The organism is Paractinoplanes atraurantiacus, from assembly GCF_900215205.1.
In the GTDB taxonomy this organism is placed as follows: Bacteria; Actinomycetota; Actinomycetes; order Mycobacteriales; family Micromonosporaceae; genus Actinoplanes; species Actinoplanes atraurantiacus.
The window spans coordinates 111,471-137,973 of record NZ_OBDY01000008.1 but is presented as its reverse complement, the minus strand read 5'-3'; the positions used below and the strand labels follow the sequence as shown (position 1 = coordinate 137,973).

At 70.6% G+C, this 26,503-nt stretch carries 25 protein-coding genes; 12 read left to right on the top strand and 13 right to left on the bottom strand.

The annotated features are described in order from the left end of the window. Positions 1–36 precede the first annotated feature (36 nt). On the top strand, positions 37–2,811 hold the full coding sequence (locus CRP55_RS20230) for a bifunctional diguanylate cyclase/phosphodiesterase (RefSeq protein ID WP_143234758.1): 2,775 nt from the start codon (positions 37–39) through the stop codon (positions 2,809–2,811). Here the strand turns inward: CRP55_RS20230 and CRP55_RS20225 are convergent. Further along, on the bottom strand, positions 2,802–3,623 hold the full coding sequence (locus CRP55_RS20225; protein ID WP_097321672.1) for an SDR family oxidoreductase: 822 nt from the start codon (positions 3,621–3,623) through the stop codon (positions 2,802–2,804). The two genes, CRP55_RS20230 and CRP55_RS20225, sit on opposite strands and share 10 nt — an antisense overlap. Before the next feature lie 56 nt (positions 3,624–3,679). Here CRP55_RS20225 and CRP55_RS20220 point away from each other — a divergent pair, with 56 nt between their 5' ends. After that, positions 3,680–4,219, top strand: coding sequence for a methyltransferase family protein (locus CRP55_RS20220; protein WP_097321671.1), 540 nt, complete (start codon positions 3,680–3,682; stop codon positions 4,217–4,219). A gap of 25 nt (positions 4,220–4,244) precedes the next feature. Next, complete coding sequence (locus tag CRP55_RS20215; protein ID WP_097321670.1) at positions 4,245–4,937, top strand: HAD family hydrolase; 693 nt, start codon at positions 4,245–4,247, stop codon at positions 4,935–4,937. On the opposite strand, the gene CRP55_RS20210 is transcribed toward CRP55_RS20215, so the two are convergent. After that, positions 4,902–5,327 (bottom strand): MarR family winged helix-turn-helix transcriptional regulator, encoded by a 426-nt coding sequence (locus CRP55_RS20210; protein ID WP_097321669.1) that lies wholly within the window; start codon positions 5,325–5,327, stop codon positions 4,902–4,904. The genes CRP55_RS20215 and CRP55_RS20210 overlap by 36 nt on opposite strands. 3 nt (positions 5,328–5,330) lie before the next feature. Beyond that, a complete protein-coding gene (locus CRP55_RS20205; protein WP_097321668.1) occupies positions 5,331–5,747 on the bottom strand; it encodes an SRPBCC family protein in 417 nt (138 codons plus the stop codon). Positions 5,748–5,839: 92 nt separating this feature from the next. On the opposite strand from CRP55_RS20205, the gene CRP55_RS20200 reads away from it, so the two are divergent. Then, on the top strand, positions 5,840–6,241 hold the full coding sequence (locus CRP55_RS20200) for a hypothetical protein (protein ID WP_097321667.1): 402 nt from the start codon (positions 5,840–5,842) through the stop codon (positions 6,239–6,241). On the opposite strand, the gene CRP55_RS20195 is transcribed toward CRP55_RS20200, so the two are convergent. Then, on the bottom strand, positions 6,219–7,187 hold the full coding sequence (locus CRP55_RS20195; RefSeq protein WP_097321666.1) for a maleylpyruvate isomerase family mycothiol-dependent enzyme: 969 nt from the start codon (positions 7,185–7,187) through the stop codon (positions 6,219–6,221). The genes CRP55_RS20200 and CRP55_RS20195 overlap by 23 nt on opposite strands. Further along, entirely contained in the window at positions 7,184–7,504 is a 321-nt protein-coding gene (locus CRP55_RS20190) for an ArsR/SmtB family transcription factor (protein WP_097321665.1), read from the bottom strand. Before CRP55_RS20190 ends, CRP55_RS20195 begins: the two co-directional genes overlap by 4 nt. A gap of 1,410 nt (positions 7,505–8,914) precedes the next feature. Between CRP55_RS20190 and CRP55_RS20185 the strand changes: the two genes are divergently transcribed. Next, the gene (locus CRP55_RS20185; RefSeq protein ID WP_097321664.1) at positions 8,915–9,379 is read left to right on the top strand and encodes a DIP1984 family protein; all 465 of its coding nucleotides are present in this window, start codon (positions 8,915–8,917) and stop codon (positions 9,377–9,379) included. A gap of 338 nt (positions 9,380–9,717) precedes the next feature. Here the strand turns inward: CRP55_RS20185 and CRP55_RS20180 are convergent, their stop codons facing one another. The 8 genes from CRP55_RS20180 to CRP55_RS20145 form a co-directional block, all read right to left on the bottom strand. Then, the gene (locus tag CRP55_RS20180) at positions 9,718–10,146 is read right to left on the bottom strand and encodes an SMI1/KNR4 family protein (RefSeq protein ID WP_097321663.1); all 429 of its coding nucleotides are present in this window, start codon (positions 10,144–10,146) and stop codon (positions 9,718–9,720) included. A 1-nt stretch (position 10,147) separates the two neighbouring features. Beyond that, on the bottom strand, positions 10,148–10,606 hold the full coding sequence (locus CRP55_RS20175; protein WP_143234756.1) for a hypothetical protein: 459 nt from the start codon (positions 10,604–10,606) through the stop codon (positions 10,148–10,150). Next, entirely contained in the window at positions 10,555–10,923 is a 369-nt protein-coding gene (locus CRP55_RS20170) for a hypothetical protein (RefSeq protein WP_143234754.1), read from the bottom strand. The genes CRP55_RS20175 and CRP55_RS20170 overlap by 52 nt, the downstream gene beginning before the upstream one ends. 44 nt (positions 10,924–10,967) lie before the next feature. Beyond that, positions 10,968–12,443: a GMC family oxidoreductase gene (locus tag CRP55_RS20165; protein ID WP_097321660.1), complete on the bottom strand. Its 1,476-nt coding sequence runs from the start codon at positions 12,441–12,443 to the stop codon at positions 10,968–10,970. Continuing rightward, complete coding sequence (locus CRP55_RS20160) at positions 12,440–13,909, bottom strand: aldehyde dehydrogenase (RefSeq protein ID WP_097321659.1); 1,470 nt, start codon at positions 13,907–13,909, stop codon at positions 12,440–12,442. The genes CRP55_RS20165 and CRP55_RS20160 overlap by 4 nt, the downstream gene beginning before the upstream one ends. Before the next feature lie 5 nt (positions 13,910–13,914). Further along, positions 13,915–15,315 (bottom strand): purine-cytosine permease family protein, encoded by a 1,401-nt coding sequence (locus CRP55_RS20155; protein ID WP_097321658.1) that lies wholly within the window; start codon positions 15,313–15,315, stop codon positions 13,915–13,917. A 194-nt stretch (positions 15,316–15,509) separates the two neighbouring features. Beyond that, the gene (locus CRP55_RS20150) at positions 15,510–16,427 is read right to left on the bottom strand and encodes a LysR family transcriptional regulator (protein WP_097321657.1); all 918 of its coding nucleotides are present in this window, start codon (positions 16,425–16,427) and stop codon (positions 15,510–15,512) included. A 4-nt stretch (positions 16,428–16,431) separates the two neighbouring features. Continuing rightward, positions 16,432–17,022: a TetR/AcrR family transcriptional regulator gene (locus CRP55_RS20145; RefSeq protein WP_097321656.1), complete on the bottom strand. Its 591-nt coding sequence runs from the start codon at positions 17,020–17,022 to the stop codon at positions 16,432–16,434. Between the two features lie 142 nt (positions 17,023–17,164). Between CRP55_RS20145 and CRP55_RS20140 the strand changes: the two genes are divergently transcribed. From CRP55_RS20140 to CRP55_RS20110, 7 genes are all read left to right on the top strand, one after another. Beyond that, positions 17,165–18,784 (top strand): amidohydrolase, encoded by a 1,620-nt coding sequence (locus CRP55_RS20140; protein WP_097321655.1) that lies wholly within the window; start codon positions 17,165–17,167, stop codon positions 18,782–18,784. A 9-nt stretch (positions 18,785–18,793) separates the two neighbouring features. Further along, the gene (locus CRP55_RS20135; RefSeq protein WP_097321654.1) at positions 18,794–20,296 is read left to right on the top strand and encodes an APC family permease; all 1,503 of its coding nucleotides are present in this window, start codon (positions 18,794–18,796) and stop codon (positions 20,294–20,296) included. Then, positions 20,293–22,857: a primary-amine oxidase gene (locus CRP55_RS20130; protein ID WP_342751554.1), complete on the top strand. Its 2,565-nt coding sequence runs from the start codon at positions 20,293–20,295 to the stop codon at positions 22,855–22,857. The genes CRP55_RS20135 and CRP55_RS20130 overlap by 4 nt, the downstream gene beginning before the upstream one ends. An 85-nt stretch (positions 22,858–22,942) precedes the next feature. Continuing rightward, positions 22,943–24,178 (top strand): flavin-containing monooxygenase, encoded by a 1,236-nt coding sequence (locus CRP55_RS20125; RefSeq protein ID WP_097321652.1) that lies wholly within the window; start codon positions 22,943–22,945, stop codon positions 24,176–24,178. Continuing rightward, positions 24,175–24,606 (top strand): RidA family protein, encoded by a 432-nt coding sequence (locus CRP55_RS20120; RefSeq protein ID WP_218854641.1) that lies wholly within the window; start codon positions 24,175–24,177, stop codon positions 24,604–24,606. Before CRP55_RS20125 ends, CRP55_RS20120 begins: the two co-directional genes overlap by 4 nt. Then, positions 24,603–25,367 (top strand): DUF1028 domain-containing protein, encoded by a 765-nt coding sequence (locus tag CRP55_RS20115; RefSeq protein ID WP_097321651.1) that lies wholly within the window; start codon positions 24,603–24,605, stop codon positions 25,365–25,367. The genes CRP55_RS20120 and CRP55_RS20115 overlap by 4 nt, the downstream gene beginning before the upstream one ends. After that, positions 25,360–26,478, top strand: coding sequence for a M20 family metallopeptidase (locus CRP55_RS20110; RefSeq protein WP_097321650.1), 1,119 nt, complete (start codon positions 25,360–25,362; stop codon positions 26,476–26,478). Before CRP55_RS20115 ends, CRP55_RS20110 begins: the two co-directional genes overlap by 8 nt. The last annotated feature ends 25 nt before the right edge of the window (positions 26,479–26,503 follow it).

Genomic DNA, 26,503 nt, shown 5'->3' with positions numbered 1-26,503 from the left:
GTAACCGTCGTGGCGAACGCTCGTTGGTTCTGCATCATGGCAGGCGGACCCCCTCTCCGGCTGATCGTGCCCGCGCTGCTGGCGACGGTCGCGCTGATCCACGCGTTCGTGCTGTTCCCGGGCCTCTCGGCGGCCGGCGTGGCCGGTCTGCTGACCGCCACCTCGGCCGTGACCGCGGTGGTGATGGCGCGGGCCGCCCTGTCCGGCCGGGCCGCCGGGCCGCGCGCCCGGGCTCTGGCCCTGGCCGGCGGTCTCGGGCTCACCGCGATGGCCGGCGCGGCCAGCGGCATCGCCGCCGAGGTGGCGCCCGGGGTGCTGGTCGACGGTGTTCCCCTGCCGGCCGAGATCCCGCTGGTCAGCCTCTTCTTCGTGGCCGCGCTCCACCTGCCCGCGATCCTGCGGCCGCCGCAGCACCGCTCGGGGCTGGCCCAGCTGCGTACGGCCCTGGATGTCCTGGGGGTCTGGGCCTGCCTTTTGTTCTCGGCCTGGCTGCTGCTGTTCAGCAACGGCGGCGAGCAGCGCGGCGCGACCATCACCGCGCTCGTCTTCGGCGGCGGTGCGGCCACCACGGCCGGGGTGGCGGGCGTCCACGCCATCCGGCACCGGACCGCGCTGCAATGGTGCGGCCCGGCCGCGGCGCTGTCGCTGCTCGGGCTGACCGCGCTGGTCATCGGCCTCGACTACCCGCACGTGCCGAACGCGGCCATCGCGGCCGTCGTCGCCGCGGTGGCGATCAACGTGGCGGGCGGCCTGCTCTGGTACGGGTCGGTGCGCCTCTGTCCTGACCTCGCGCCCCTGCCATCGCCCGGCAGCGAGCCGTCGGCCAGCTTTCCGCTGCTCACCGTCCCGATCCTCGGATCGGCCCTGATCACCGTCTATCACCTGCTCAATGGCGGTGACGTCGACGCGCCGGCGATCATGCTGGGCGCCCTCGGGGTGGCGGCCGTGGCGGCCCGCGAGTTCGTGTCGGCGGTCGCCCTGCGCCGGCAGGCCGGCCATCTCACCGACCAGGGCAACCGGCTGCGCAGCCTGATGTTCGGCGCCGCCGACGTGGCGATGGTCCTCGACGCCAACCTGGCCGTGCGCTGGCAGTCGCCGGCCGCGTTCCGCCAGTTCGAGCTGCCGCTCGGGCGCTCCGTGGCCCTGCTGGTCGACCCGGGCCAGGTCGACGACGTCCACGCAACCCTGACCGCCCGCCTCGCCGACCCCGGCGCCGCCACCGACCTCGGCCCCGCCTCCGGGTCCAGCCCCGCCCCCGGCTCCAGCCCCACCTCCGGCCCCGGCTCCAGCCCCACCTCCACCTCCGGCCCCGGCTCCAGCCCCACCTCCACCTCCGGCCCCGGCCCCAGCCCCACCTCCGGCCCCGGCTCCACCTCCGGCTCCGGCTCCGGCTCCGGCGGCGCTTTTGGCTCCGTGGGAGTTCTCGCGGTGCGGCTGCGCGACGGCTTCGGCCGGTGGCGGGAGACCGAGTGGACGATCAGCGGCGCCGACCCGGCCGAGCCGGGGCGCACCCTGGTCGTGCACATCCGCGACGTCAGCCAGGCCCGCGACCTGGAGCAGGCGCTGCGCCAGCAGACGCATCTCGACCGGCACACCGGCCTGGCCAACGGCGAAGGCCTGCTGCGCGCGGCCGAGCTGATCCCGGACGCGGCCGCGATGATCGTCATCGAGCTGGGCGGGCTGACCGCGGTCGGCGACGTGCACGGCCGCGAGCTCGCCGAGTCGGTGCTGGTCGAGGCGGCGCGGCGGCTGCGGGGTGGTGTCACGGCGGCGGACGTGCCGGCCCGGGTGGGCGAGTCACGCTTGGCGGTGCTGACGCATTGCGGGGCCGTACGGGCCCAGCTGCTCGCCGGTCAGCTGGTCAACGCCCTGTCGGCGCCGTACACGGCGGCCGGCGCGGTCGCCCACCTCTCGGCGTGGGCCGGGCTGGCCGACATGGCCGCCGGCGAGCCCGCGGCCGAGGTGCTGCGACGGTCCCAGCTGGCGCTGCGGTCGGTGCGCTCCGGGCCGCCCGGCGCCGTCGAGTGGTACGAGCCTGAGATGGAGACCCGGCTGCTGCGCCGGTCCACGCTGGAGCAGGACCTGCCCGGCGCCGTCATCGACCTCGACTTCCAGGTGGTCGTCGACCTGCCCGGCCGTCGCCCGGCCGGGGTCGAGGTGCTCCCGGTGTGGCGGCACCCGGTGCTCGGCCCGGTGCCGGCCGGCGAGCTGCTGGCCCTGGCCGAGGAGCTGGGCGCCCTGTCCCGGATCAGCGACCACGTGCTGCGGACGTCGTGCCGGCTGCTGGCCGGCTGGCGCCGCCTGCACCCCGGCCTGTGGCTGGCCGTCGACGTGCGCCCGCGCCAGCTGGCCGACCCGGCCTTCCAGGCGAGCCTGCACACGGCCCTGGAGACGCACGGCCTCCCGCCCGCGGCCCTGGTCGTCGAGGTCTCCGAGGACGACGTCCGCCAGCCCGGCGTCGACGAGGTGGCGGCGTCGCTGGGCCGCTTGCGGGCCGAGGGCGTACGGACCGCGGTCGGCGATTTCGGCACCGGCCCGACCTCGCTGAGCCGCCTGCGCATCCTCCCGGTCGACCTACTGAAGATCGACCAGGAGGTCTTCGACGAGCCGGCCGTCCTGGAGGTCGCCGTCACCGTGGGCCACCGCCTGGGCATGGAGGTCATCGCCCACGGCGTCGCCGACCTGGCCGAGCTGAACATCGCCGAGACGGCCGGCTGCCGCCTGGCCCAGGGCGGCCTGCTGGGCCGCCCCATGCCGGCCGAGCGCCTGGAGGCCTTCCTGGAACAGCACCACGACGCCCGTCAGCCCTGAGCTTCGATGGCCAGAGCCTGCCCCTCGCGCCACTCGGCCAGGCGCGACTCGTAGTCGGCGGTGGCGATGGCCAGCGGCGCCTTGCCGAAGAACACGCGCAGCGGCGGCTCCTCAGCGTCGACGATCTTCAAGATGACCGCTCCGGTCGCGGCCGGGTCGCCCGGCTCGGCCACGCGCTTGCTGCGGGCTTCGGCTGCTTGGGCACGCACTTTCTCGTACGTGTCCAGCTGTGTCGCATGCTGCGCGGAGGAGCCTCCCCAGTCCGTACTGAATCCACCCGGCTCCACCAGCGTCACCTTGATCCCGAAGAGCGCGACCTCCTGCGCCAGCGCCTGGCTGAAGCCCTCGAGCGCCCACTTGGACGCGTTGTAGATGCCGATGTTGGCGAACGCCGAGATGCCACCGATCGAGGACACCTGGATGATGTTGCCCCCGCCGGCCTTGCGCAGGTAGGGCAGCGACCCCTGGGTCACCCACAGCGCCCCGAACACGTTCGTCTCGAACTGGGCCCGGGCCTCCTGCTCGCTGATCTCCTCGATCATGCCGAACTGCCCGTACCCCGCGTTGTTGACGATCACGTCGAGCCGCCCGAAGTGCTCGTCGGCCCTGGCGAGGGCCGCCAGCACGGCCGAACGGTCGGTCACGTCCAACGTCAGCGGGAGCACTCGGTCCCCGTACACCTGAACAAGGTCTTTCAAAGAGTCGGCGTTGCGGGCCGTGGCGGCGACCCGGTCGCCCCGCTCCAGCGCCGCCGTCGCCCACTCCCGCCCGAAGCCTCGCGAGCTACCAGTAATGAACCAGGTCCTGGCCATCGGTATGTCCCTTCCACCGGTTGTCGACCCCACCCTACGACCGTGACACTCGGTTCATGCTCGTGCCGGCGGTGACCATCGGCGCCTTCGCGGCGGGCGAGCTGGTCCAGGCCCTGCGCCGCCGCCCCGGCGCGACCCGCGCCGACGTGCGCTCGGAGACCGCGTTCCGGCTGGTGTTCTTCGCCGGCATCCTCATGCTGCCCCTGTCCCGGGCTGTCGTGCCCGGCGCCGTCGTGCATGCCGTCGCCATCGGGTTCGTGCTCGCCTGGCTCGGCCTGCTGCTGCGCTGGTGGTCGTTCCTGACCCTGGGCAGATATTTCACCGTCGTGGTCATGACCAGCGAGGACCAGCCGGTGGTGGACCGCGGCCCCTACCGGTTCGTGCGGCACCCGAGCTACACCGCCCTGCTGCTGATCTTCACCGGCATCGGACTGATGCTCCAGAACTGGCTGGGCACCGTCGCCGCGGTCACGCTGGTGCTGATCGCCCTGCTCCATCGGATCCGGATCGAGGAGCGCGCCCTGACCGCGGCGCTGGGCGAGCACTACCGGACGTTCGCGGCGACGCGTGCCCGCCTCATCCCGTATGTCTGGTGACTGTGATCCTGGGTAAACCACGAAGATGAGATCCGGAGTCCTGTTCGACGTCGACGGCACCTTGGTCGACTCCACCTACCTGCACACGGTCGCCTGGTGGGAGGCCCTGCGCCAGCAGGGCGCCGACGTGCCCATGGCCACCATCCACCGGGCCATCGGCATGGGATCCGACAAGCTCCTCGACCATCTGCTGGGCCCGGACCGCGACCACGACAAGGACGCCGAGTCCTCCACCGCCCACGACGTCCTCTACGGCGCGTGGTGGGAGCGCCTGCGCCCCCTGCCCGGCGCCGCCGACCTGCTCCGCGCCGTGGCCGGCCGGGGCCTGGCGGTGGCCCTGGCATCCTCGGCCAAGGCGCCGGAACTGGAGCACCTCCGGCGTGTCATCGACGCCGACGACGTCATCGACGCGGCCACCTCCTCGTCCGACGCCGCCGAGAGCAAGCCCGCACCCGACATCCTCCAGGCCGCCCTCGACCAGTCCGGCATCGACCCCGAGGCGGCGGTCTTCGTGGGCGACTCGATCTGGGACGTCAAGGCCGCCGCCACCCTGAACATCCCATGCATCGGCCTGACCTGCGGCGGAACCTCAGCCGATGAGCTGACCGAGGCGGGCGCGGCCGCCGTCCACGACGACCCGGCCGCCCTACTGGCCGCCCTCGACAAATCCGCGATCGCGGACCTATCCGTCGGCGAGCGGGCGCAGCATCGCCAGTAAAGCCCCGGGATCGGGCAGGGAGCGGAAGAAGGCGGCGTCGGTGGCCTCCACGACGGCGATGGCCTCCTGGGCGAGCTCGGCGCCGCGCTCGGTCACGCGCAGGCGCTTGACCCGGGTGTCGGCGGCGTCGACCTCGCGCTGGATCAGCGCTTTGGCTTCCAGCTTGCGCAGCACCTGGGAGGTCATCTTCACGTCGGTGCCGGCCTGCGTCGCCACGCCGAGCTGGTTGGGTGGTTCACCGTGCGCGTTCAACCACCACGTGGTGGCCAGCAGGACGAACTGCACGTGGGTCAGGTCGAGCGGGGCCAGCGCCGCCGTGATCTCGCGCTGCCAGCGCAACGTGACGTGCCACAGCAGGAAGCCGGGACTGTCGTTGGGGTCGAGGGCCACGGCTCAGCTCTCGGCCAGCCGGACCAGGGCGCCGACGACATCGGGGAAGTCGGCCGTGATGGCCGGCCCGATCTGCGGCCCGACCTGGTCGGCGGCGGCCCCGCTGATCTCCGTCCGGTAGATCACCCGGGTCTTGCCGGGCGCCGCGGGCTCCAGCGCATGCACGGTCCGGACGACGAAGTCCCCCGCGTCCATCTCGTCGGTGAACAGCCTCCCCGGCACGACCTCGGTCAGCCGCATCCGCAGCGGCTCCTCCCCCGGCGGCGTCATGGTGAACACGGTGCCGACCGCGAACGGCCCGTCAACCTCGATCTTCTCGATCCCCGCGTTCCACCGCGGCCACTGCTCGATGGCCACCCAGTGCCGCCAGAGCGTCTCGGCGGACGCGGTCGTCTCCACGCTGTGCTCGTACTCCCACATGAGAATTCCCCTTCGATTGGATGCGCAGAGATTATCTGTGCGCAGACTATCGGTCAACTCTGTCGCTGGCCCGGCCCGGCTACGCTGCCGCGGTGACTCCCCACGCCGCCCCCGCACGCGCCCGCGCCATCACCACGAGGCGTGCCCTCATCGCCGTGGGTGCGGTCGTGGTCGTACTCGCCATGATCTGGGGTTTGTGGTTCACGGCGTTGCTGCTGCTGGGCGGTGAGGGATCGCTGCCGCCGAAATCGCGGATCCCCGCGGTGCCGGCCGGCGCCGCCGTCGTCGACCAGAGCGAGGCGTGCGGTTCCGGCGGCTGCTGGTGGCGGCTCACGGTGACACCGCCGCCCGGGCAGTCGCCGGAGGATCTGGCCCGCACGATGGGCCTGGAGAGCGAGAAGACTCTAGGGCCGAAGCTCTTCGACCCCGGCTTCGTCCAGGTCGGAGCCGAGCCTCGCGAGGATCAGCTCGTCATCTACGTGGGTTATCGGTGAGACGAAGGCGCCGGCCGGCCAGGGTGAGCACGTGGTCGGCGGCAGGCGCCTCCACCAGCACACCGTCCCCGTACTCCCAGTCCAGGTCGGTGGCCCTCAGCCGCTGACCTGTCGTGTCGACGCCGAACTGCTTCCCACGGGCCAGCCCGTCGAGCACGAGGCGGGTCGCCTCGTCGCTCGCCGCGCGCGGCAGACCTAGGGCGGCCGTGATGTCGAGGCCGTGGATGACCACGTGGCTGAGGGCGCCCAGGGCTCCGCCGCCGGGCGGCGCCCATCGGGCCATGGTGTCGCTGCGCAGGTCGGCCAGCAGCGACTCGAACGGGAGGTCACCGTCGCGGCGGGCCACTTTCTCCGACAGGGCGTCGAAGTCGTAGCCCACCGAGGCCAGCTCGGCCATGAACGCGGGCCCGTCGTAGCGGGCCGCCATCGTCATGTGCGCGACCACATGCCGCACCTCCCAGCCCTCGCAAAGGGAGGGTGCGGACGCCGGCTGCCCGGCCAGCGCCTCGGCGAGCGCCCGGAACTGTGCACCGACGAGCGCCTGGACGGCGACGTGGGCCGCGGCGCGGTCGAGAGCGCTGCGCCATCCGCTCCGCGCCTCCGGAGTCAGCATGTGCGGGGGCAGGCCCTGCTGGATGGTCACGACCTCGGTGGTGCCATCGCCCCGGTCGGTGAAGGTGATCTCGGTGAGCACACCGGAGTCGACCTCGCGCCACGACAGGAACCGCGGCGGGTCGACAGCGACATAGACGGCGCGCATCGTGTACGTGTCGCCGCTGAGGTCGTTCACCATCGTGGTCTCGAAGGCGCCGCCCGGGCGCAGGTCGACCACGATGTTCGGCAGCGGGGTGTGGGTGCCGTCCGGGCCCCAGAAGTGGGTGAGGTGCTCGGGCGTGGTCAGGCAGGCGAAGACCAGGTCCGCGGGCGCGTCGTGCACGTACCTCATTTGAGCCCCCGCAAATGCTTCGCCAGGCGGTCGTGCCGCCCGGCCCACTCGGCCCGGCGGGCGTCGATCCAGGTCAAAGCCTCGATCAGCCGTTCCACTTCGAGGCTGGCGGGCCGGGCCTGCGCCTGCTGCCGCCGCGTGACGAGCCCGGCGTCGGCCAGCACCCGAAGGTGCCGCGAGACGGCCTGCTGGGTCAGGTCGAACGGCTCGGTCAGCTCTTTGACGGTGGCATCGCCGGCGGCCAGCCGAGCCACGATCGCCACCCGGGTCGGATCGGCCAGGGCCGCGAAGGTCCGGGCCAGGGTTGTCGCTTCCACAACAGGACCCTTGCACAACAGATGAGTTGTGTAAAGCCGCGCCGAAGCCCCGATGGCACCGCGTCGGAGCGGCGGCTTGGGCCACCACGCCAGCGGCCCCACCCGAGTCACGTAGGTCAACGACCCGACTTCGACCCACGGCTTCGAGGGTGAGCGCGCGGATCTAGCCGAGTTGAGTGCGTCCGATCACGCCGAGATGATTGCTGTTATCAGTCCGGAACGGCGCCACACGGTCAGGTGGACCCGTGGATTCGGCATTCGCGTCAGTCCGTTTCTTTTGGCTGTCTTCCGCGGGTGGGTTGACTCCGTCGCGGAATACTTTCCGTTGCGTCGTGGGAATGGTCGCGACAGGAGAGCGGAAACCTGTTTGCGTTTCGCCCGGTGGTTGCGGTTGGGGTGACTGGATCGGGTTGTCATGTCCCGGCGGGGATGAGTGTGTGGCATGGCGTGGGGTGCCGGCGGGTGTGTGGTTGAGGTCCGCCCGCATGATTCGGATGCCGGCTCGTTGAGTGTGCTGGCGGTGGGGCCGGTGGCCGGTGGCGCCGGCGTTTCGGTGGGGGGTGGCCTTGGCTGTTGCGCCGGGGTTTTGGCGGTCATCGGCGGGCACGTCCGGACCCGCTGGGCCGCCCGAGCCTGCGCCGCCCGAGCCCGTGCCGGCCGGGCCCGTGCTGGCCGGATCAGGGCCGACCGGGCTTGTGCTGGCCGGGCCTGCGCCGCCCGGGCGTGTGCCGGCCGGATCAGGGCCGACCGGGATTGGGGTGGCGGAGTCGATCGGACTGACGGCGACCGGGCTGACGGCGGCCGGGCAGTGCGGGGCCGGCGAGCGGCGCTGACGTGGCCTGTAGGGGCGAGGCGGGGCCAGGGGTGGCATCGGGGTGTCGCCGTGCAGGCTGCGCCATTTTCGGGTGTGCCGTTGTATCAATCCGTATTGTCGGCGCTCGTGGTGATCGCGGCGGAATTCTTCTTCGCCGGCGGAGTAGTTACGGCGCCGGGTGGGATCGCGCCATTGAGATATTTGCGTCTGGCTGAGCAACTGAATCTGACCCCGTATCTGGCGCATGAGTTATTCTCCCGCGAGCCCAGCCGGAGCGGTAAGAGAGAAAACGTGCCACATTCGCGCGGACCATCAAACAGGCCTGAATTCTCATGCCGCTGTCCGCGCTCGGGCTACCGGACTCGAACCGGCTCATGCCTCGCGGCAACACGACTGAACGTGACGCGCCCTTCCCATGTGCCTTTGCCCGGCGCGCGGGCGGAAGATATCCCATGCAGCGACCGGAGGGCGAGGCCTTTGAGTGGCATCCTCATCTAGCCGCAGACCGTTCGCCACTTTCGGCGATCCGCCGTGCCGCGGCCTCCAGCCCGCGTAAATCGGAGGCGACTCTGACCTTGGATGGCCATGCTGATCCCATGAAACTTGCCGAAGCTCTCGCGCTGCGCGCGGATGCGTCGCGCCGTGCCGAACAGCTCCGCTCTCGCATCACGGGCAGCGCGCGTTTCCAGGAGGGCGAGAACCCGGCGGAGGACGCGGCGTCCCTGCTCACGGAAGCGGGCGTGGTGCTCGATGAGCTTGAGTCCCTGATCAGGCGAATCAATCGCACGAATGCCGCCGCGCTGGTCGAGGGCGGCACATTGACGGACGCGCTCGCCCGGCGAGACGTTCTGAGGCTGCGGCACAGCATCATCACTGCGGCAGCTGACGCCGCGGCCGGTGAGGGCCAGCGCGGATACCGGCAGCTGCGGTCGGAGCTGAAGATGATGCCGGCGCTGCCGGTCGCTGAGCTACGACGCCAGGCCGACGATCTTGCGCGGCAGGTTCGTGAGGTCGACACCCTGATTCAGCGGATCAACTGGGAGGTCGATCTGCTCGACTAACCGGCGCGAAGCAGGTAGCCGGCGTGGAGGCGTGCGCAAACCCGAGAGCCGGCGGGCAATCCGGTTCACTCCTGGCGCGCCGGGGGCAGGCGCGGGGGTTCGATTCCCTGATTCACATCGCATGCCCAGCACGCAGCACAGGTGACGGCGCACAGGGCACAGCACACCACCACGCGCAGATCCACGACGGCGAGGGCGGGTTTGGGGAACTTCGCGTCCCTTGAACGAATGATTCGGAGCAATCGCTGTCGGAGTGCTCCGGCGCGGCGACTCGGGCTCCGCTGTGGTCGGGTTGGCGGATTCCTCGTGATGGCCGGGTACCGGTGCCGCCGCCGTCTCTAGGGGCGCAGCATGTTCAGGAAAGCGGTGAAGTTCGGTGCCAGCGGCACGACTCCCCAGTCCACGCTCCAGAAGACGACCGAGGGGTGGCCGGGGTCTGTGCGGTAGTCGAAGCAGAAGAAGTCGCCGCCCGCGTCGGCGGCGAACGGGATGATGCCCTCGTCCAGCACGTCGAGCAGGGGGAAGATGGCCGCGACGATGTTGCTGACGAACGGGGTGTCCTCGAAATGCAGCAGATGGTCGACCGCGGTGCCGAAGCCGTTGGGCAGGTCGATTCCGGCGGGGACCGGAGTGGCGCCCTGATGGGTCTGCGCGACGGCCAGGAACTCCGCGGGCAGGCCGACCTCCAGCTCGTCCTCCGCCTGGCGCACCGCCGCGTCCGGCGCCGGCCGGGGGTTGTCGATCGCCCCGTCCACCCAGTTCACCATGTCAGCAGTTGGCCACGGCGTGCGGACCGGAAGCGGTGTCGTCGCCGAGGGCCGTGCCGCCGAACTCGGTGGTGACGATGCGGCAGGTCACGACGGCGTCGTCCTGAGCGCTGGTGGTTCGGGCCGTCAGCGTGACGGCGTTGGCCGGGATGTACGGCGGCGCCTGCACGGTCACCTTCCACGGCGCCTTCACCCGGGCGTGGGTGGTCCGGCCGGTCGCGTCCGGGGAGTAGGTGACGTCGATCGGCCCGGTGCCGGTGACCTCGAAGGTGAGCGGCAGAGGGTTGACGTCGATCCGGATCGCCTCCGCGCTGATGCGGAAGGTGGCCGCCGGAATGCTGATGGTCTGGGGCTGTGGGGTTTCGGCAGCGCGCGGCCACGTGTCGACGGCGTGGTAGGCCGCCGCGCCTACCAGGGCGGCGACCACTGCCACGAGGGCCACTTCGATCTGACGGCGCATCGACGCTCCTGACGCACGGAACCGGTCATGAGCATGATGGTGCAAGTGACGGAGAGCAACAACAACGCCAAAGCCGGGATCATGGAGTACGCCGTCGCGCCGGTGCCGTGGTGATGACCGGCGACCGACATGAGGGAGCCGTGCAGGGCCAGCATGGCGGCGGTCATCGCCGCCGTCAGGCACCACGTCGCCCGGCTCGGGCCGCGCCACAAGTGCAGGGCGCACGGCACGCAGCCAGCCGTCATGGCGAGGACGACGCCCAGCAGGGTCAGGTTGTCGGTGCGTACACCGGCGTACGCCATCGGAATGTGGGTCAAGAGGCCGAGCATGCTGAGCCCGGCGCCGAGACGGCCCGCCGGTCTCACCCGCGGATGAGGTCGGCGGCCCGCTCGGCGACGACCATGACCGTGCCGACCGGGTTGACCGCCGGGATCGTGGGGAAGACCGAGGCGTCGACCACGCGCAGGCCGTCGATGCCGAGGACGCGCAGGTCGCCGTCGAGGACCGCGCCCATGCGGCACGTGCCGGAGACGTGGTAGACGGTCTGATGGGTGGCCCGCAGGGCCTCGGACAGGTCCTCGTCGCTGACCAGCGACGGGCCGGGGAAGACCTCGCGGACCAGCCACGAGCGGAACGGCTCCTGCTCGGCGATGCGGCGGGCCGCGCGGATGCCGGCGATCAGGATGCGCTCGTCGTGGCCGTCGGGGTCGGTGAAGTAGCCGTAGTCGATCTCCGGCGGGTCCGAGGGGTCGGCCGAGGTGATGCGGACGGTGCCGCGGCTGAGTGGGCGGGCCACGTTCGGGGCGATCTGCACCATGTTGTCGGGCAGGTCCACCCCGTAGGTAGCCGCGTGCACGGCCCACGGCTCGACCGGGAAGTGCATCAGCACGTCGGGCCGGGCCGGGTCACCGTCGACGCTGAACATGCCGCCGGCGTCCCAGCCGCTCGCACACTCGGCCGGCGGCGACGAAACCGACTTCCACAGGATCAGGCCTTCGGCGTGGTCCATCAGGTTCTCGCCCACCGGCAGGTCGGCCACGACCGGCACGCCGGCCGCCTCCAGCACCGCCCGCGGCCCGATGCCCGACAGCTGGAGCAGCCGCGCCGAGTCGATCGCCCCAGCACAGAGGATCACCTCGCGCGATGCCCGAAATGTCCCGGCAGAGGTGTGCACCCCGGTCGCGCGGCCATCGTCCAAAAGCACGCGAAGCGCCCGCACCCCCGTGTGTACCGTCAGATTCGGGCGGGAAAGCGCGTCGTGCAAATAGTGAATCGACGTGGAACCCCGCACGTTGGTGGCAGGGTCATAGCCGACCTCGAAGAACCCGACCCCCTCGGCCCGCGCGTCGAGCCGCCCGTCGTTCCACTGCTCCTGCACCGGCACATCCAGCGCCTTGGCGGCGGCGGCAACAACGTCGGCCACATACGCGTTCTGATCAGCCGGCGCCACCGGCGAGATCGGGATCTGCAACTTGTCGTAGTACGGCAGCACCACCGCCGGATCCCACCCGGCCGCGCCCAGCGAGACCCACTCCCGCAGGTCCGAGGCGAGCGGCCGCCACGTGATCATCGTGTTGGCCGTCGAGCAGCCGCCGAGGATCCGCATCCGGGCCTGCCGGATGTCGCTGTTGCCGCGCGCCTGCGGAACGCTGCGGTAGTCCATGTCGTACACGCCCTCGAGCATCTCGGCCCAGCGCCGGATCGAGCGGGCCCGCGGCTCGTCCTGGTCCGACGGCCCCCACTCGAGCAGCGTGACGCTGACCGACGGGTCCTCGGACAGCCGCGCGGCCAGCAGCGACCCGGCCGTGCCGCCGCCGACGATCAGGTAGTCGCTCATCGGTAGTTCACCCACGTGGTCTTGAGCGCCGTGAACTTGTCCAGCGCGTGGAGCGACAGGTCACGCCCGAAGCCGCTCTGCCCGAAGCCGCCGAACGGCGTCGTGACGTCGAGCGCGTCGACCGTGTTCACCGAGACCGTGCCCGCCCGCAGCCGCCCGGCGACGCGGTGGGCCCGCGAGAGGCTGTCCGACCACACCGAGGCGGCCAGCCCGTAGATCGAGTCGTTGGCCATCGCCACCGCCTCGTCCTCGCTGTCGAAGGCCTGGACCGCGAGCACCGGCCCGAAGACCTCTTCCCTCCAGAGCCGGCTCTCCGGGCCGACTTCGAAGATCGAGGGATTGACGTACGCCTTCGTGGGCGCCTCTTCGCGGGGGCCACCCGGCAGGGTCGCCCGTCCTTCCGCGTGCCCGATCTCGACGTACGACAGAACCCGCGCCGCCTGGGCGTCGCTGACCAGCGGCCCCATCGTGGTCGTTTCGGAGAGCGGATCGCCCTGTCTGATTTGTCGGGCCTTTTCGGACACCAGAGACAGGAGTTGATCGAGCACTGGACGCTGAACCAGCAACCGCGAGTTCGCCGAGCACACCTGCCCGGCGTTGGTGAAGATGCCGAAGCAGACCCCGGCCGCCACCGCGTCCAAATCCACAGCGTCGGCGAAGACCACGTTCGCGCTCTTGCCGCCGCACTCGAGCCAGACCTGCTTCATGTTCGACTGACCGGCGTACTGAAGAAACATCTTCCCCACCGGCGTCGACCCGGTGAAGGTCACCGCGTCCACGTCCGGGTGCAGCCCGAGCGCCCGGCCGGCCTCCGGCCCGAGCCCCGGCACGACGTTGAGCACACCCTCCGGCAGCCCCGCCTCGATCGCGAGCTCGGCGAGACGCAGCACCGACAGCGGCGACTCCTCGGCCGGCTTCAGCACCACCGAGTTGCCCGCGGCCAGGGCCGGCGCCACCTTCCAGATCGCCATCTCGAGCGGGTAGTTCCAGGGCACCACCGCCGCCACCACACCCAGTGGCTCCCGCGACACCAGGGCCAGGTCGCCCCGCCCGGTCGGCGCGATCTCCCCGTACGCCTTGTCGATCGTCTCGGCGTACCACTGGAGAATCGCCGCCGACCCGGGCACGTCGATCGTCGAGGTGTCGCTGATCAGCTTGCCCGCGTCGAGGCTGTCCAGCAGGGCCAACTCGTCCGCGTTCTCCCGGATCAGCTCGGCCAGCCGCAACAGGACCGTCTTCCGCTCGCCGGGAGAAGTGGCCGCCCACCCAGGGAACGCACGCCGCGCCGCCGCCACGGCCCGATCCACGTCCTCTTCGCCGCACGCGGCCACCGAGGCCAGCACCGCACCGGTGGCCGGGTTGATCGAGGGGATCCGGCGCCCGTCGGCCGCCGGCACCGCCTTGCCGTCGATGAAGGCATCGGAGCGAGGTTCGACGGTACGGGCGAGAGCGTGCCAGTCAGTCATGGAAATCAGGCCTCCTGTACGGCCACCGCGGAAGCGGCGCTGGTGCTGGTGCGCTTCATCAGCACGTAGTAGAGCGGGCAGATCACGGCCAGGCCGACGATCCACGAGATGTCGACGCCGCCGAGGCGGGAGGCGATCGGCCCGGTGTAGATCGTCGTGCTCAGGAACGGGATCTGGACGAGGATGCCGAGCACGTAGCAGGCGATGGCGACCGTGTTGAACCGGCCGTAGACGCCGCCGTCGCGCTCGAACAGCGACTTGATGTCGTACTTGCCGTGCTTGAGGTAGTAGTAGTCGACCAGGTTGACCGCGGTCCACGGCACCAGCACGCACATCAGCAGCAGCATGAAGTTGGTGAAGTTGACCAGGAAGTTGTCCTTGCCGGCCAGCGCCATCACCATCGCCACCGCGAACAGCGCGATCGAGATGATCGTGCGGGCCGAGGCGCCCGGCTTCCAGCGCGGGAAGACCGTCTGCCCGACCGTGATCGAGGAGAGCGCGCCGCAGTAGAGGTTCATGCCGTTGCTGACCGCGATGCAGAGTCCGAAGACGGCCACCACCAGCGCGCCGACGCCCGAGGTGAGGTGTCCGAGGCCGGTCACGGAGTCCTCTTCCGGGAACGCCGCGCCGACGAAGACGCCCAGGATCATGGTGAGCAGCGAGCCGAAGACCGCGCCGGACCAGGTGGCCCAGAAGGCGGGCCGGACGCCGGTGTCGCGGGGCATGTAGCGGCTGTAGTCCGAGACGTACGGGGCGTACGCGATCTGCCAGAGCGCGGCCAGCGACAGCACGCCGAAGAAGCCCATCCAGCTGAACGAGCCGCTGGACGCGACACCGCTGGGCAGGCCGTTGACGCCGAGCGCCCAGATGAACGCGATGACCAGCGCACCGCCCGCGACCACGCTCATCAGGCCGCCCAGCATGTGCAGGAAGCGGTAGCCGAGCAGCGGGCCGAGGACGCTGATGGCGCCCATGAGCACGATCGACGGCGTCTCGGGCAGGCCGGTGACGCTGGCCAGGGCCTGGCCGCCGAGCACCATGTTCGAGGCGAAGAAGCCGACGTACATAGCGATCACGATGATGACCACGAGCAGGCTGCCGAACGAGCCGAACTGGGCCCGGGTCTGCAACATCTGCGGCACGCCCATCTGCGGGCCCTGCGCCGCGTGCAGCGCCATGACCACGCCGCCGACCAGGTTGCCGATCGCCAGGGCGACGACGGCGGCCCAGATCGGCAGGCCGTAGACGGCGGTCGCGACCGCGCCGGTGGCCACCGTGAGGAGCATGATGTTGGCGCCGAACCAGATGGTGAACAGGCTGCGCGCGGTGCCGTGGCGCTCGGTGACCGGAATGTGCTCGATGGTGTGCGACTCGACCTGGAGCGTCGAGGCGTTCTGTCCGTCCATGGCGTCTCCTGGCAGGCCGTGGGGTGTGACCTGCACTATCAAACGTGCGTGGTCCATCGGACAAACATTTGTAATCGCTGCTTTGCATCTGATTTCCCGATGCAACGCCCCGATGGCATCCGCCGGTAACGGTCCGGTAATCGCCGAGGTGTCCCGGTGACGCTGCGATGTCCGGCCCATCGGATCAGCCGATGCTATGCATCGGATTTTCGGCGGTAGGCCTCTTTCGCCATGCTGACGAAGGCCCGGGCCCGATGGGTCAGCCGTACGCCCCTCATCCAGACCACCACGATCTCCAAGGGCTCCACCTCGTCGCGCAGGCGCAGCGCGACCACAGGACGCCCGTCGTACGTGTTGTCGCCGGCCGGGCGCTGGTTGAGCAGGGCGTAGCCGCGGCCGTGGGCGACCAGGGCCCGTACCGTCTCGAAACCGGTCGTCCGATGCCGGATCACCGGGGCGGCGCCCGTCCGGGCGATGAGCGCCTCGAAGTAGGCGCCGCTGTGCGGCAGGTCGAGCAGGATCATCGGCTCCAGCGCGAGCTCGGCCAGCGACACCTCCCCGCGCGCGGCCAGACGGTGGCCGGCGGCGACGATCGCGTACGGCGGGGACGCGTCGATCACCTCGCGGTCGATGTCCTCGCCCAGGTCGTAGCCGTAGGAGACCGCGACCTCGCATTCGCCCGCCCGCAGCGCCCGTTGCAGGGTGGCGTGCTCGGCCTCGAGGACGTCGATGCGTACCTGCGGATAGGCCTCCTCGTAGCGGGTGAGCAGGCCGGGCAGCCGGAACGGGGCCAGCGTGGAGAAGCAGCCCACGGTGAGGTCGCCGACCAGGCCCTGACCGGCGTTGCGGGCCGACTCGGCCAGCTCGACCGAGTGGGCCAGGAAGCTGCGCAGCTCGCGGTGGAACGCCTTGCCGGCCGCGGTCAGGGTGAGGCCGCGGGCGTGGTGGCGCAGCAGCAGCTGCACCTTGAGCTCCTTCTCCAGCTGAGCGACCGCGGTCGAGACGGCGGACTGCGAGACCCGCAACTCCTTGGCGGCGGCGGTCATGCTGCCCAGCTCGGCCGCGGCCGCGAAGTAGCGCAGCTGCAGGAACGTGTAGGCGGGGTCGGCCATGTGCTCAGCCCTTCAGGTCGCGGCCGGTGGCCAGGGTCAGGTAGGCCAGGATGTTCGCGCTCGCCCCGGCCGCGGTGACGTGCGCGTTGCGGCCGACGATGTGCAGGCCGTACGCGTCCTCGAGTGCCACCGCGTTGGCGGCCACCATGGCCGCGACCCCGGCGCCGAGCCCGAGCGCGCGCAGCACCTGCTGGTAGAGCGAGACCTCGCGGTCGTACAGGGCGGTCATCAGCACGGCGTGGGTGCGATTGCGGGCGGCGTGCACGTGCAGTTCGTACAGCACCCGGCAGGTCGGGTCGTCGACACTCGCGGGCATGCCGGCCCGCACCAGCGCGGCCAGCTGCGCGGCCGGCTCGTCGACGGCCTCGATGGCGGCCAGCCGCTGCCAGTAGAACCGGTCGACCGCGTCCTGGTGCACGTCGGCCAGCAGATCGTCGAAGTCGCCGTAGTAGTAACTGACCGAACCCGGCGACAGCCCGGCCTCCCGTGCGACATCCTTGATCCGGAGACCCGCGAGGCCGCGCTCGACGATGGCCCGCTGGGCCGCGGCGACGATCTCACCCCGCCGCGCGGTCTGCTCCTTGGGCCTGGCCACACACTCCCCCACCTGCGCTCATACGCGTTCTTGATGCTCAGCATCGAAAAATCATTCTGGCTGATTCACCAGTTTGAAACGGATGTAAGGCAGGGTCAACCGCCATAGTTTGAGACGCAGCGCAAAGAATGGAGGACGGCCGGTGACCTCAGCCGACTGGATCTTTCACGGCGGCGCCATCCACACCATGGCCGGCACGACGACCGACGCTGTCGCCGTACGCGACGGCGTCATCGTCGCGCTCGGCGACGTCCGCGCCCTCCAGGGGCCGCGCACCGAGGTCGTGAACCTCGACGGCGGCGCGCTGCTGCCCGGCTTCCACGACGCCCACGTGCACCCCCTGCCGGCCGGACTCCAGCTCACCGGCTGCGATCTGGCCGAGGTGCACAGCCTGGCCGAGTACCGCGCGCTGATCGCCGCCCACCGAGCCGACGGCGCCTGGGTGCTGGGCTCGGGCTGGTACGGAGACGTCTTCCCGGGCGGGTTTCCCGACCGGCACGAGCTCGACCGGCTGATCCCGGACCGGCCGGCCGTGTTCATGAGCCACGACGCGCACGGCGTGTGGGTCAACTCGACGGCACTTGCTCTCGCCGGCATCGACCGCGACACACCGGACCCGCACGCCGGGGTCATCCATCGCGACGCCGGCGGCGAGCCGACCGGCATGCTCAGCGACGCCGCGGCCGACCTGGTCCTGCGCCTGGTTCCCGAACCGGACCTCGCCGCGCGGGAGCAGGCGCTGCGCACGGCACAGAGCCACCTGCACCGGCTGGGCGTCACCGGCTGGCAGGACGCGGCGATCGGGGCGATTCTGGGCGGGCCCGACCCCTACGACGTCTACCGGGCGGCCGAGGCCGCCGGCTGGCTCACCGCGAAGGTGACCGGGGCGCTGTGGTGGGACCGGGACGCCGGCCTCGATCAGATCGAGCGGCACCTGGCCCGGCGCGCCGAAACTGCCGGGAAGAAATTTCGTACGACGGCCATCAAGATCATGCAGGACGGGGTCTGCGAGAACCTCACGGCCGCGGTCCTCACCCCGTACGCCAATGTGCCGCACACCCACGGCCTCAGCTTCATCGAACCCGAGGCCTTGGCCGAGGCCGTCCGGCGCCTCGGCGCCGAGCGTTTCGACGTGCATCTGCACGCGGTCGGCGACCGGGCGGTGCGCGAATGCCTCGACGCGATCGAGGCGTCCGACCGGGCGTGGGACCACCGGCACCAGATCGCGCACATCGACCTCATCGACCCTTTGGACGTGCCGCGCTTCGCCGTCTCGCGGGTGATCGCCAACCTTCAGCCGCTGTGGGCCCGGCAGGATCCGGTGCTGGTCGAGACGAAACTGCCCTACCTGACGGCGGCCCAGCAGGAAATGCACTTCGCTTTCAACACGCTGGCCGCGGCCGGCGCGCCGCTCGCGATGGGCTCGGACTGGCCGGTCTCCAGCCCCGACCCGCTGTGGGGCATCCACACGGCGGTCAACCGGACGGCGCCGGCCGCCGATCCCCACGCCCAGGATGTACGGGCACAGACCGAGCCGCTCCTGGCGGGCGAGCGCCTTGCGCTGGCGGCGGCGCTGACCGCGTACACGATCGGCGCGGCCCGGGCGAGCCGCCGCGACGACACCACCGGCTCCCTCGAGGTCGGCAAGGCCGCCGACCTCGTCGTGCTCGACGCCGACCCGTACGCGGTCCCGGCGTCGTCGCTCTCCGCGATCCGCGTTCGCAGCACCTTCGCCGACGGCGTTGCCGTCCACCACATATAGGGGCCCTTCATGGACACGTCCACCAGCCTGGCGCGGGAGCAGACCAGTCTTCTGCACCGCAGCCTCGGCACCTTCGACATCATCTTCCTGATGATCGCCGCGGTCGTCGGCCTGGAAACCCTCGGGCAGGTCTCGACGTACGGGGCGGAGGCGTTCACCTGGGCGCTCGTGCTCGCGGTGACGTTCCTGATCCCGTACGGCCTGATCTTCGCCGAAGTGGGTTCGACCTTCCGCGAGGAGGGCGGGGCCTACATCTGGGTCCGTACGGCGTTCGGGCGCGGCGCCGCGGCGATCGCGGCCCTGCTGACCTGGGTCACCCAGCCGGTCTGGGTGGGCGGGTCGATGGCGTTCCTGGCCGCCGAGACGTTCAGCGGCCACATTTCCGAACTGTCGTCGGGATCTTTCGCCGACTACGCCTTCAAGCTGATCTTCATCTGGATCACCGTGGCGGCCGCGATCATCAGCCTGCGACGGGGCAAGTGGCTCCCGACGATCGGGGCCATCGCCAAGATGGCACTGTTGGTCTTCTTCGTCTTCACGACGGTCATCTACGCCGTCAAGCACGGCGTGGCCGGCCTGTCCGGCGGCGACTTCAGCCCGACGCTGGCCGGCCTGTTCGGGTCGGTGCCGGTGCTGCTGTTCGCGTTCCTCGGCTTCGAGTCGTCCAGCAGCGCCGCCGGCGAGATGAAGAACCCGGCCCGCGACGTCCCCATCTCGATCTTCCGTTCGTGCGCGATCGCCGCCGCCTGCTACCTGATCCCGATCCTGGCCATCCTGCTGGTCATCCCGGCCGACCAGATCACCGGCATCGGCGGCCTGCTCGACGCGGTGGCCACGGTCTACTCGGTGTACGGCGGCGCCGCCGACACGATGCTCACCATCACCTCGATCGTCCTGATCTTCATCTTGGCCAGCCAGGGCGCCGCCTGGATGATCGTCTCCGACCGCATGCAGGCGATGGCGGCGGCCGACGGCTCGTTCTTCGGCGGCTTCTTCGGCAAATTCTCGGCCCGCTTGGGTACGCCGGTACGCGTCAACATGCTCTCCGGCGTCGTGGCCACGGTCTTCCTGCTGGCCTCGATGCAGATCACCGGCGACAACGCGGCCGTCTTCGGCGTGGTCCTGACCATCTCCATCTCGACGTTCCTGCTCAGCTACCTGCTGGTCATCCCGGCCGCCATCAAGCTCCGCAAAGTCGACGAGCCCCGCCCGTACCGGGTGCCGGTCTCCGACCGCGGCTTCGCCGTGCTGGGCGCCATCTGCTTCGCCTGGATCCTCCTCGGCTCCTGGGTGGCCGTCTTCCCCGGCACCCTGGAGTCCCTCTTCAACATCGACTACTCGTTCACCGACATCTGGGGCGTGACACAGACCCGCTTCGAGGTCTTCACCGTAGGCACCCTGGCCGTCCTCCTGCTCCTCGGCGCAGTCGGCTACCTCCGAGGCGCCCGGGTCCGCTCCGCTCCCGCGTCCACCCCCGCCCCCGCGGCCGACAAAGAAGGAACCCCCGCATGACCTCCCTCCCCTCGGCCTCCCCGTCCCCCGACCGCCCGGCCTCACCGTCCCCCGGGCTGCCGCATTCACCCTCGCCTTCCGCGGACGTTCGGACCTCAGCCGCCTCTCCCGCAACGGCGCCGTGCTCGTGCAAAACGGCCGCCGCCACGCATTCTGCTGCGGCCTCACCCGACGCGGCGTCACCCACCGCTCCGACACCACCCGTTGCAGAATCACCCGCCGCCTCGCCCATCGCGGCGTCACCCAACGCGGCCCCATCCGCCGCAGTACCACCCAACGCCGCGCCGCCCGCTCCGGCAGCACCTACCGCCGCGCCGCCCAACGCGGCAACTCCCACCGCCGCGCCGCCCAACGGAACAACGCCCCACGCGGCCTCACCCGACGCGACATCGTCCGACGCAGCGTCCCTCGCGCCTGGACCGCGGCCTGAGATCGACGCTCCGGCTGCTCATGCCGCGTCGGTGCCGGCTCCGCGCTCGAGCATGAATCTCGCCCCATCGCCCCAGCCTCTGGCCGCGCCGACTCTTTCCCCTCACCTCCGCGCGGAAGCGGGAACGGGAATGGATGCGGAAGCGGAAGCGGGTTCAGGAGCGGCAACAGGAACCGCGACGGGGACCGAGATCGGAACAGGAATCGGGGCGGGAGCGGCCAGGACGGCGGCGCCGGTCGCTTCTTCGCATCCGCTTGATCGGCTTACGGCGGAGGAGATCTCGCTCAACCGGGCGATCCTCGACAAGAGCGGATTCATCACGGCGACGACCCGCTTTCCGCTGGTCATGCTGGCGGAGCCGGGTAAGAGTGCCGTGCTTGCCGGGAGCGTGGATGACCGGCGGGTCAGCACTGTTCTGCTCGATCGGGAGACCGGTGAAGTGCGGGACGTCCTCGTTTCTCTCGTCAGTGAGCGCGTTCTCAGCGACCGCCTTGTCGACGTCGTTGCCGAGGGGCAGCCGCCGATCATGGGTGAGGAGTTCGAGCTCGTCGAGGAGATTCTCTGGGGGAACGAGCTCTGGAACGCGGCCATGGCCCGGCGCGGGCTCACCGAGCCGCGGCGGGTGCGGATCTCCGCTCTGAGCGCCGGTGTCTTCGACATTCCCGGCGAGCAGGGGCGGCGGCTCGTTCGCTGCCTTGCCTTTCAGCAGCTCAACGACGACGACAACGTGTGGGCGCATCCGATCGACGGTGTCGTCGCCTACGTCGACCTGATCACCGCTGAGGTGGTCGAGCTGATCGACGACGGCGTCTTCCCGATTCCGTCCGAGGCCGTTGACTTCCACCTGCCGCAGACTGAGCGCACCACCCAGAAGCCCTTGCACATCACCCAGCCCGACGGTCCCAGCTTCACCGTCGACGGCAACGTCGTGACCTGGGAGAAGTGGCAGTTCCGGATCGGCTTCGACCAGGTCGAGGGGCTGACCCTGCACCAGATCGGCTTCGAAGATGGCGGCCGGGTCCGCCCGATCATCTACCGGGCCTCGGTGGCCGAGATGGTCGTCCCGTACGGCGATCCGTCGCCCGTGCGGTTCTGGCAGAACTACTTCGACGCCGGTGAGTACTCCCTCGGCAAGGAGGCCAACGCGCTCACTCTGGGCTGCGACTGCCTCGGCGAGATCTTCTACTTCGACGCCACGATCGCCGACGACCACGGCCATCCGCGGCGGCTGCCCCATGCGATCTGCATGCACGAGGAGGACTACGGCCTGCTCTGGAAGCACACCGACATGTACAACCGGTCGTCGTCGGTGCGCCGCCAGCGGCGCCTGGTCATCTCGTTCTTCATCACCGTCGGCAACTACGACTACGGCTTCTACTGGTACCTGTACCTCGACGGCACGATCGAGCTGGAGTGCAAGGCGACCGGGGTGGTCTTCGCCTCCGCCTACCCGGGTGAGGGCTATCCGTGGGCCAGCGAGGTCGCGCCCGGCGTCGGTGCCCCGTACCACCAGCATCTGTTCTCGGCCCGGCTGGACATGATGGTCGACGGGGCCGGCAACGCGGTCGACGAGGTGGATGCCGTGCGTGTGCCGGTGTCGGACGTGAACCCGTACGGAAACGGCTTCACCCGGAAAGAGACCCGCCTGGCGCGAGAAAGCGACGGCGCCCGCCTGGCCGACGGCTCGGTGGGCCGCACCTGGCACATCTCGAATCCTCAGGTGCGCAACGCGGTGGGCCGCCCGGTCGCTTACGCACTGCATCCGGAGGGGCAGCCGACGTTGCTGGCCGATCCGTCGTCGTCGATCGCGCGGCGTGCCGCCTTCACCACCAGGCACCTCTGGGTGACCGCGCAGGACGACACCGAGCGCTACCCGTCGGGCCGTTTCGTCAACCAGAACGCCGGCACGACCGGGATCGACACGTGGACGAAGCAGGACCGCGACATCGACGGTCAGGACATCGTCGTGTGGCACACGTTCGGGCTGACGCACTTCCCGCGGCCGGAGGACTGGCCGATCATGCCGGTCGACTACACGGGCTTCGTGCTCAAGCCGGTCGGCTTCTTCGACCGCAACCCCGCCCTGGACACGCCGTCGCCCCGCGCCGAGGACTCATGTTGCCATCAGTAATTCAGATGCAATGGAGCAACAACATCTGTTGGACAGAACTAAGCGGCGCGGGCGACGATTTCCGCAGCACAACCGGGGAGGTCGGATGCAAGAGGTAGAGGTTCTCGTCGTCGGGGCGGGCCAGGCCGGCGTGGCGATCAGTGAGCACCTGGGCGAGCGCGGCGTGCCGCACCTCGTCCTCGAGCGGCATCGCATCGCCGAGCGCTGGCGCTCCGAGCGGTGGGACTCGCTGGTGGCCAACGGTCCGGCCTGGCACGACCGCTTCCCCGGCCTCGAGTTCGCCGACGTCGCCCCCGACGGGTTCGCCTCGAAGGATCAGGTCGCCGACTACTTCACCGCCTACGCGGAGAAGATCAACGCCCCGATCAAAACCGGAGTCGAGGTTCTTTCCGTACGCCGTCACGACGACCGCCCGGGTTTTCACGTCGACACGTCAGACGGCCCCGTCGACGCCCGCTACGTCGTCGCCGCCACCGGCCCGTTCCAGCGCCCGGTGATCCCGCCGATCGTCCCCGAGAGCGCGGGGCCGGTGCAGATCCACTCGAACACCTACCGCAACCCCGGGCAGCTGCCCGAGGGCGCCGTGCTCGTGGTCGGCGCCGGCTCGTCGGGCGTGCAGATCGCCGACGAGCTGCGCCGCGCGGGCCGCACCGTCCACCTGTCGGTCGGCCCGCACGACCGGCCGCCGCGCAGCTACCGCGGCCGCGACTTCTGCTGGTGGCTCGGCGTGCTCCAGAAGTGGGACGCCGAGACCCCGTCGCAGGGCGCCGAGCACGTCACCATCGCGGTGAGCGGAGCCCGCGGCGGGCACACCGTCGACTTCCGCGAGCTCGCCGCGAGCGGCATCACCCTCGTGGGCATGACGACGTCGTACGCCGAAGGGAAATTGTCTTTCGCGGACGACCTGGAGCGGAACATCGCGAACGGCGACGCCACCTATCTGGCGCTGCTGGACGAGGCCGACGCGTACGTCGTACGCAATGGTCTCGATCTGCCGGAAGAGCCGGAGGCTCGGGTCTCGGGCCCGGCGCCCAAGGCCACAGTGGACGAGCTGGATCTGAGCGGCATCGCGGTCATCGTCTGGGCCACCGGCTACGCCGCCGACTACGGCTGGCTCGAGGTCGACGCCTTCGACGAGAACGGCCGGCCGCGGCACCGGCGCGGCGTGTCGTCCGAGCCGGGCGTCTACTTCCTCGGCCTGCCGTGGCTGTCGCGGCGCGGCTCCAGCTTCATCTGGGGCGTCTGGCACGACGCCCGGCACGTGGCCGACCACATCGTGACCCAGCGCGGTTATCTCGCCTATGCGGAGGCAGCACAGTGAATCCACCCATCGTCGCCGGCGGGCACACCAGGATCCGGCCGTTCAACACGCGCGACACCTATCCGGAGCAGAAGCTCGACAATGATCTGTGCCAGGCGGTCGTCGCCGGGAACACCGTCTACGTACGCGGCCAGATCGGGCAGAACCTCGACACGAGCGAGTCGGTCGGCGTCGGCGACGTGGAAGCCCAGACGGAGCAGGCGATGGCGAACATCGCCATGCTCCTCGAGGAGTCCGGCGCGACGATGGAGCACCTGGTCAAGCTGACCATCTACATCGTGGATCCGCGTTACCGGGAGACGGTCTACCGCACGATCGGACGCTGGACCAAGGGCGTACACCCCATCTCCACCGGCCTGGTCGTCTCCGGCCTGGCCCGCCCCGAGTGGCTGGTCGAGGTCGACGCGATCGCGGTCATCCCGTCATGACGTTCTCGATGCTGGCCACCGACGGCACCGGCGCGATCGGCATGGCCGTCACGTCGTCCAGCCCCGCCGTGGCCGCCCGCTGCATCCACTTGCGCCCCGGCGTCGGCGGCGCCGCCTCCCAGAACGTGACGGATCCACGCCTGGGCACGGCGCTGCTGTCCGCGCTGCACGCCGGCCTCACCGCCGGCGACGCCCTGAACAGCGTCGTGCGCCCGGGCTCACCCTCGGCCGCTCCCGCGCCGCTCCCGGGCACCTCTGCGCCACGCCCGGGCATCTCCGCGCTGCTCCCGGGCACCTCCTCGCCGCTCTCGGGCGACCTCATCGAGTACCGGCAGCTCACCGTCCTCACGCCCGACGGCGAGGGGGCGGCGTTCTCCGGCACGAAGACGCTCGGCGTGCACCACCACCGCGTCGCCCCCGGCGTCGTCGCGGCGGGCAACATGCTCGCCGGCACCGACGTCATCGACGCGGTCGTCGACGGTTTCACCAGCTCGTCGGGCGACCTGGAACTACGACTTCTGGCCGCGCTGAAGGCCGGCCTTGCGGCCGGAGGCGAGGCCGGGTCGCTGCACTCGGCCGGGCTTTCCGTCGTCCGCGAGGTGGCATGGCGCGAGACCGACCTGCGGGTCGACTGGTCGCCGTCTCCCGTCGACGACCTGGCCGCCCTGGTGAAGCTGTGGCTCCCCCAACGCGATGACTATGTTACCCGCGGCCTCGACCCCACCGCTGCCCCGTCGTACGGCGTACCCGGCGATGAGTAAGCAGGCGGCGGCCGCCACCATCGCGGATCTGGCGCCCACCCTCATCGACCTGTCCGAGCGCCTGCACGCCAACCCCGAGACCGCCTGGGAGGAACATCAGGCGGCCCGCTGGGTGCCCGCGCCGTTGGCGGAACGCGGTTTCACCGTCACTCCCTCCTACCTCGGCCTGGAAACAGCTTTCCTTGCGACGTACGGCAGTGGCCCGCTCCGCGTGGGCCTGTGCGCCGAATACGACGCCCTGCCCGGCCTGGGCCACGCCTGCGGCCACAACCTCATCTCGGCCATCGCGGTCGGCGCCGCCCTGGCCCTGGCGCCCTTGGCCGACGAGCACGGCCTGACCATCGAGGTCTACGGCACCCCCGCCGAGGAGGGCGGCGGCGGCAAGATCGAGCTCTTGGAACGGGGCGCTTTCGCCGGCCTGGACCTGGCCATGATGGCCCACCCCGCCCCGGTCGACGTGGCCGAGGCGGCACCGTTCGCGGTCTCCCACTCGCACGTTTCCTACAGCGGCAAGGCCGCCCACGCCGCCGCCTACCCCACGCAGGGCGTGAACGCCGCCGACGCGTTCACCATCGCCCAGGTCGCGATCGGCCTCCTCCGCCAGCAACTCCCCCACTCGGTCCGCGTCCACGGCATCATGACGAACGGCGGCGAGGCCCCCAACGCCATCCCCGCGAAAACCGAGGGCCGGTGGTACGTCCGCGCCCGCACCCTGGCCGAGCTGGCCGAAACCGAGGAGAAGGTCTGGCGCTGCTTCGAGGCCGGCGCCGTGGCCACCGGAGCCACCTTGGACATCACCCCGGAAAGCAAGCCGTACGCCGAGTTCCGCACTTTCGAGCCCGCGCTGGCCGCCTATCGCCGGAACGCCACCGCCCTGGGCCGCGTCTTCGACACCGATTCCCCCGCCCGCCACATGAACCAGGCCTCCACCGACATGGGCAACGTCTCCCAGCTGGTCCCGGCCATCCACCCGTACGTGGGACTCAACTCCCTGCCGGCCCTGAACCACCAGCCGGAGTTCGCGGCCGCCTGCATCGGCCCTGACGCCGAGAAGGCCCTGCTCGACGCCGCCACCGCGTTGGCCTGGACCGCCCTCGACACTGCGAAATGACAGCGCATGGATCGTCGGAGGCGGA

Coding starts and splice junctions, on each gene's coding strand:
- CRP55_RS20195 (WP_097321666.1), bottom strand. CDS start 7,187: ATGAGGTACGTGCACGACGCGCCCGCGGACCTGGTCTTCGCCTGCCTG.
- CRP55_RS20180 (WP_097321663.1), bottom strand. CDS start 10,146: ATGGTGAACTGGGTGGACGGGGCGATCGACAACCCCCGGCCGGCGCCG.
- CRP55_RS20130 (WP_342751554.1), top strand. CDS start 20,293: ATGACCTCCCTCCCCTCGGCCTCCCCGTCCCCCGACCGCCCGGCCTCA.
- CRP55_RS20135 (WP_097321654.1), top strand. CDS start 18,794: ATGGACACGTCCACCAGCCTGGCGCGGGAGCAGACCAGTCTTCTGCAC.
- CRP55_RS20155 (WP_097321658.1), bottom strand. CDS start 15,315: ATGGACGGACAGAACGCCTCGACGCTCCAGGTCGAGTCGCACACCATC.
- CRP55_RS20225 (WP_097321672.1), bottom strand. CDS start 3,623: ATGGCCAGGACCTGGTTCATTACTGGTAGCTCGCGAGGCTTCGGGCGG.
- CRP55_RS20125 (WP_097321652.1), top strand. CDS start 22,943: ATGCAAGAGGTAGAGGTTCTCGTCGTCGGGGCGGGCCAGGCCGGCGTG.
- CRP55_RS20220 (WP_097321671.1), top strand. CDS start 3,680: ATGCTCGTGCCGGCGGTGACCATCGGCGCCTTCGCGGCGGGCGAGCTG.
- CRP55_RS20160 (WP_097321659.1), bottom strand. CDS start 13,909: ATGACTGACTGGCACGCTCTCGCCCGTACCGTCGAACCTCGCTCCGAT.
- CRP55_RS20205 (WP_097321668.1), bottom strand. CDS start 5,747: ATGTGGGAGTACGAGCACAGCGTGGAGACGACCGCGTCCGCCGAGACG.
- CRP55_RS20230 (WP_143234758.1), top strand. CDS start 37: ATGGCAGGCGGACCCCCTCTCCGGCTGATCGTGCCCGCGCTGCTGGCG.
- CRP55_RS20115 (WP_097321651.1), top strand. CDS start 24,603: ATGACGTTCTCGATGCTGGCCACCGACGGCACCGGCGCGATCGGCATG.
- CRP55_RS20215 (WP_097321670.1), top strand. CDS start 4,245: ATGAGATCCGGAGTCCTGTTCGACGTCGACGGCACCTTGGTCGACTCC.
- CRP55_RS20165 (WP_097321660.1), bottom strand. CDS start 12,443: ATGAGCGACTACCTGATCGTCGGCGGCGGCACGGCCGGGTCGCTGCTG.
- CRP55_RS20175 (WP_143234756.1), bottom strand. CDS start 10,606: ATGCGCCGTCAGATCGAAGTGGCCCTCGTGGCAGTGGTCGCCGCCCTG.
- CRP55_RS20110 (WP_097321650.1), top strand. CDS start 25,360: ATGAGTAAGCAGGCGGCGGCCGCCACCATCGCGGATCTGGCGCCCACC.
- CRP55_RS20150 (WP_097321657.1), bottom strand. CDS start 16,427: ATGGCCGACCCCGCCTACACGTTCCTGCAGCTGCGCTACTTCGCGGCC.
- CRP55_RS20185 (WP_097321664.1), top strand. CDS start 8,915: ATGAAACTTGCCGAAGCTCTCGCGCTGCGCGCGGATGCGTCGCGCCGT.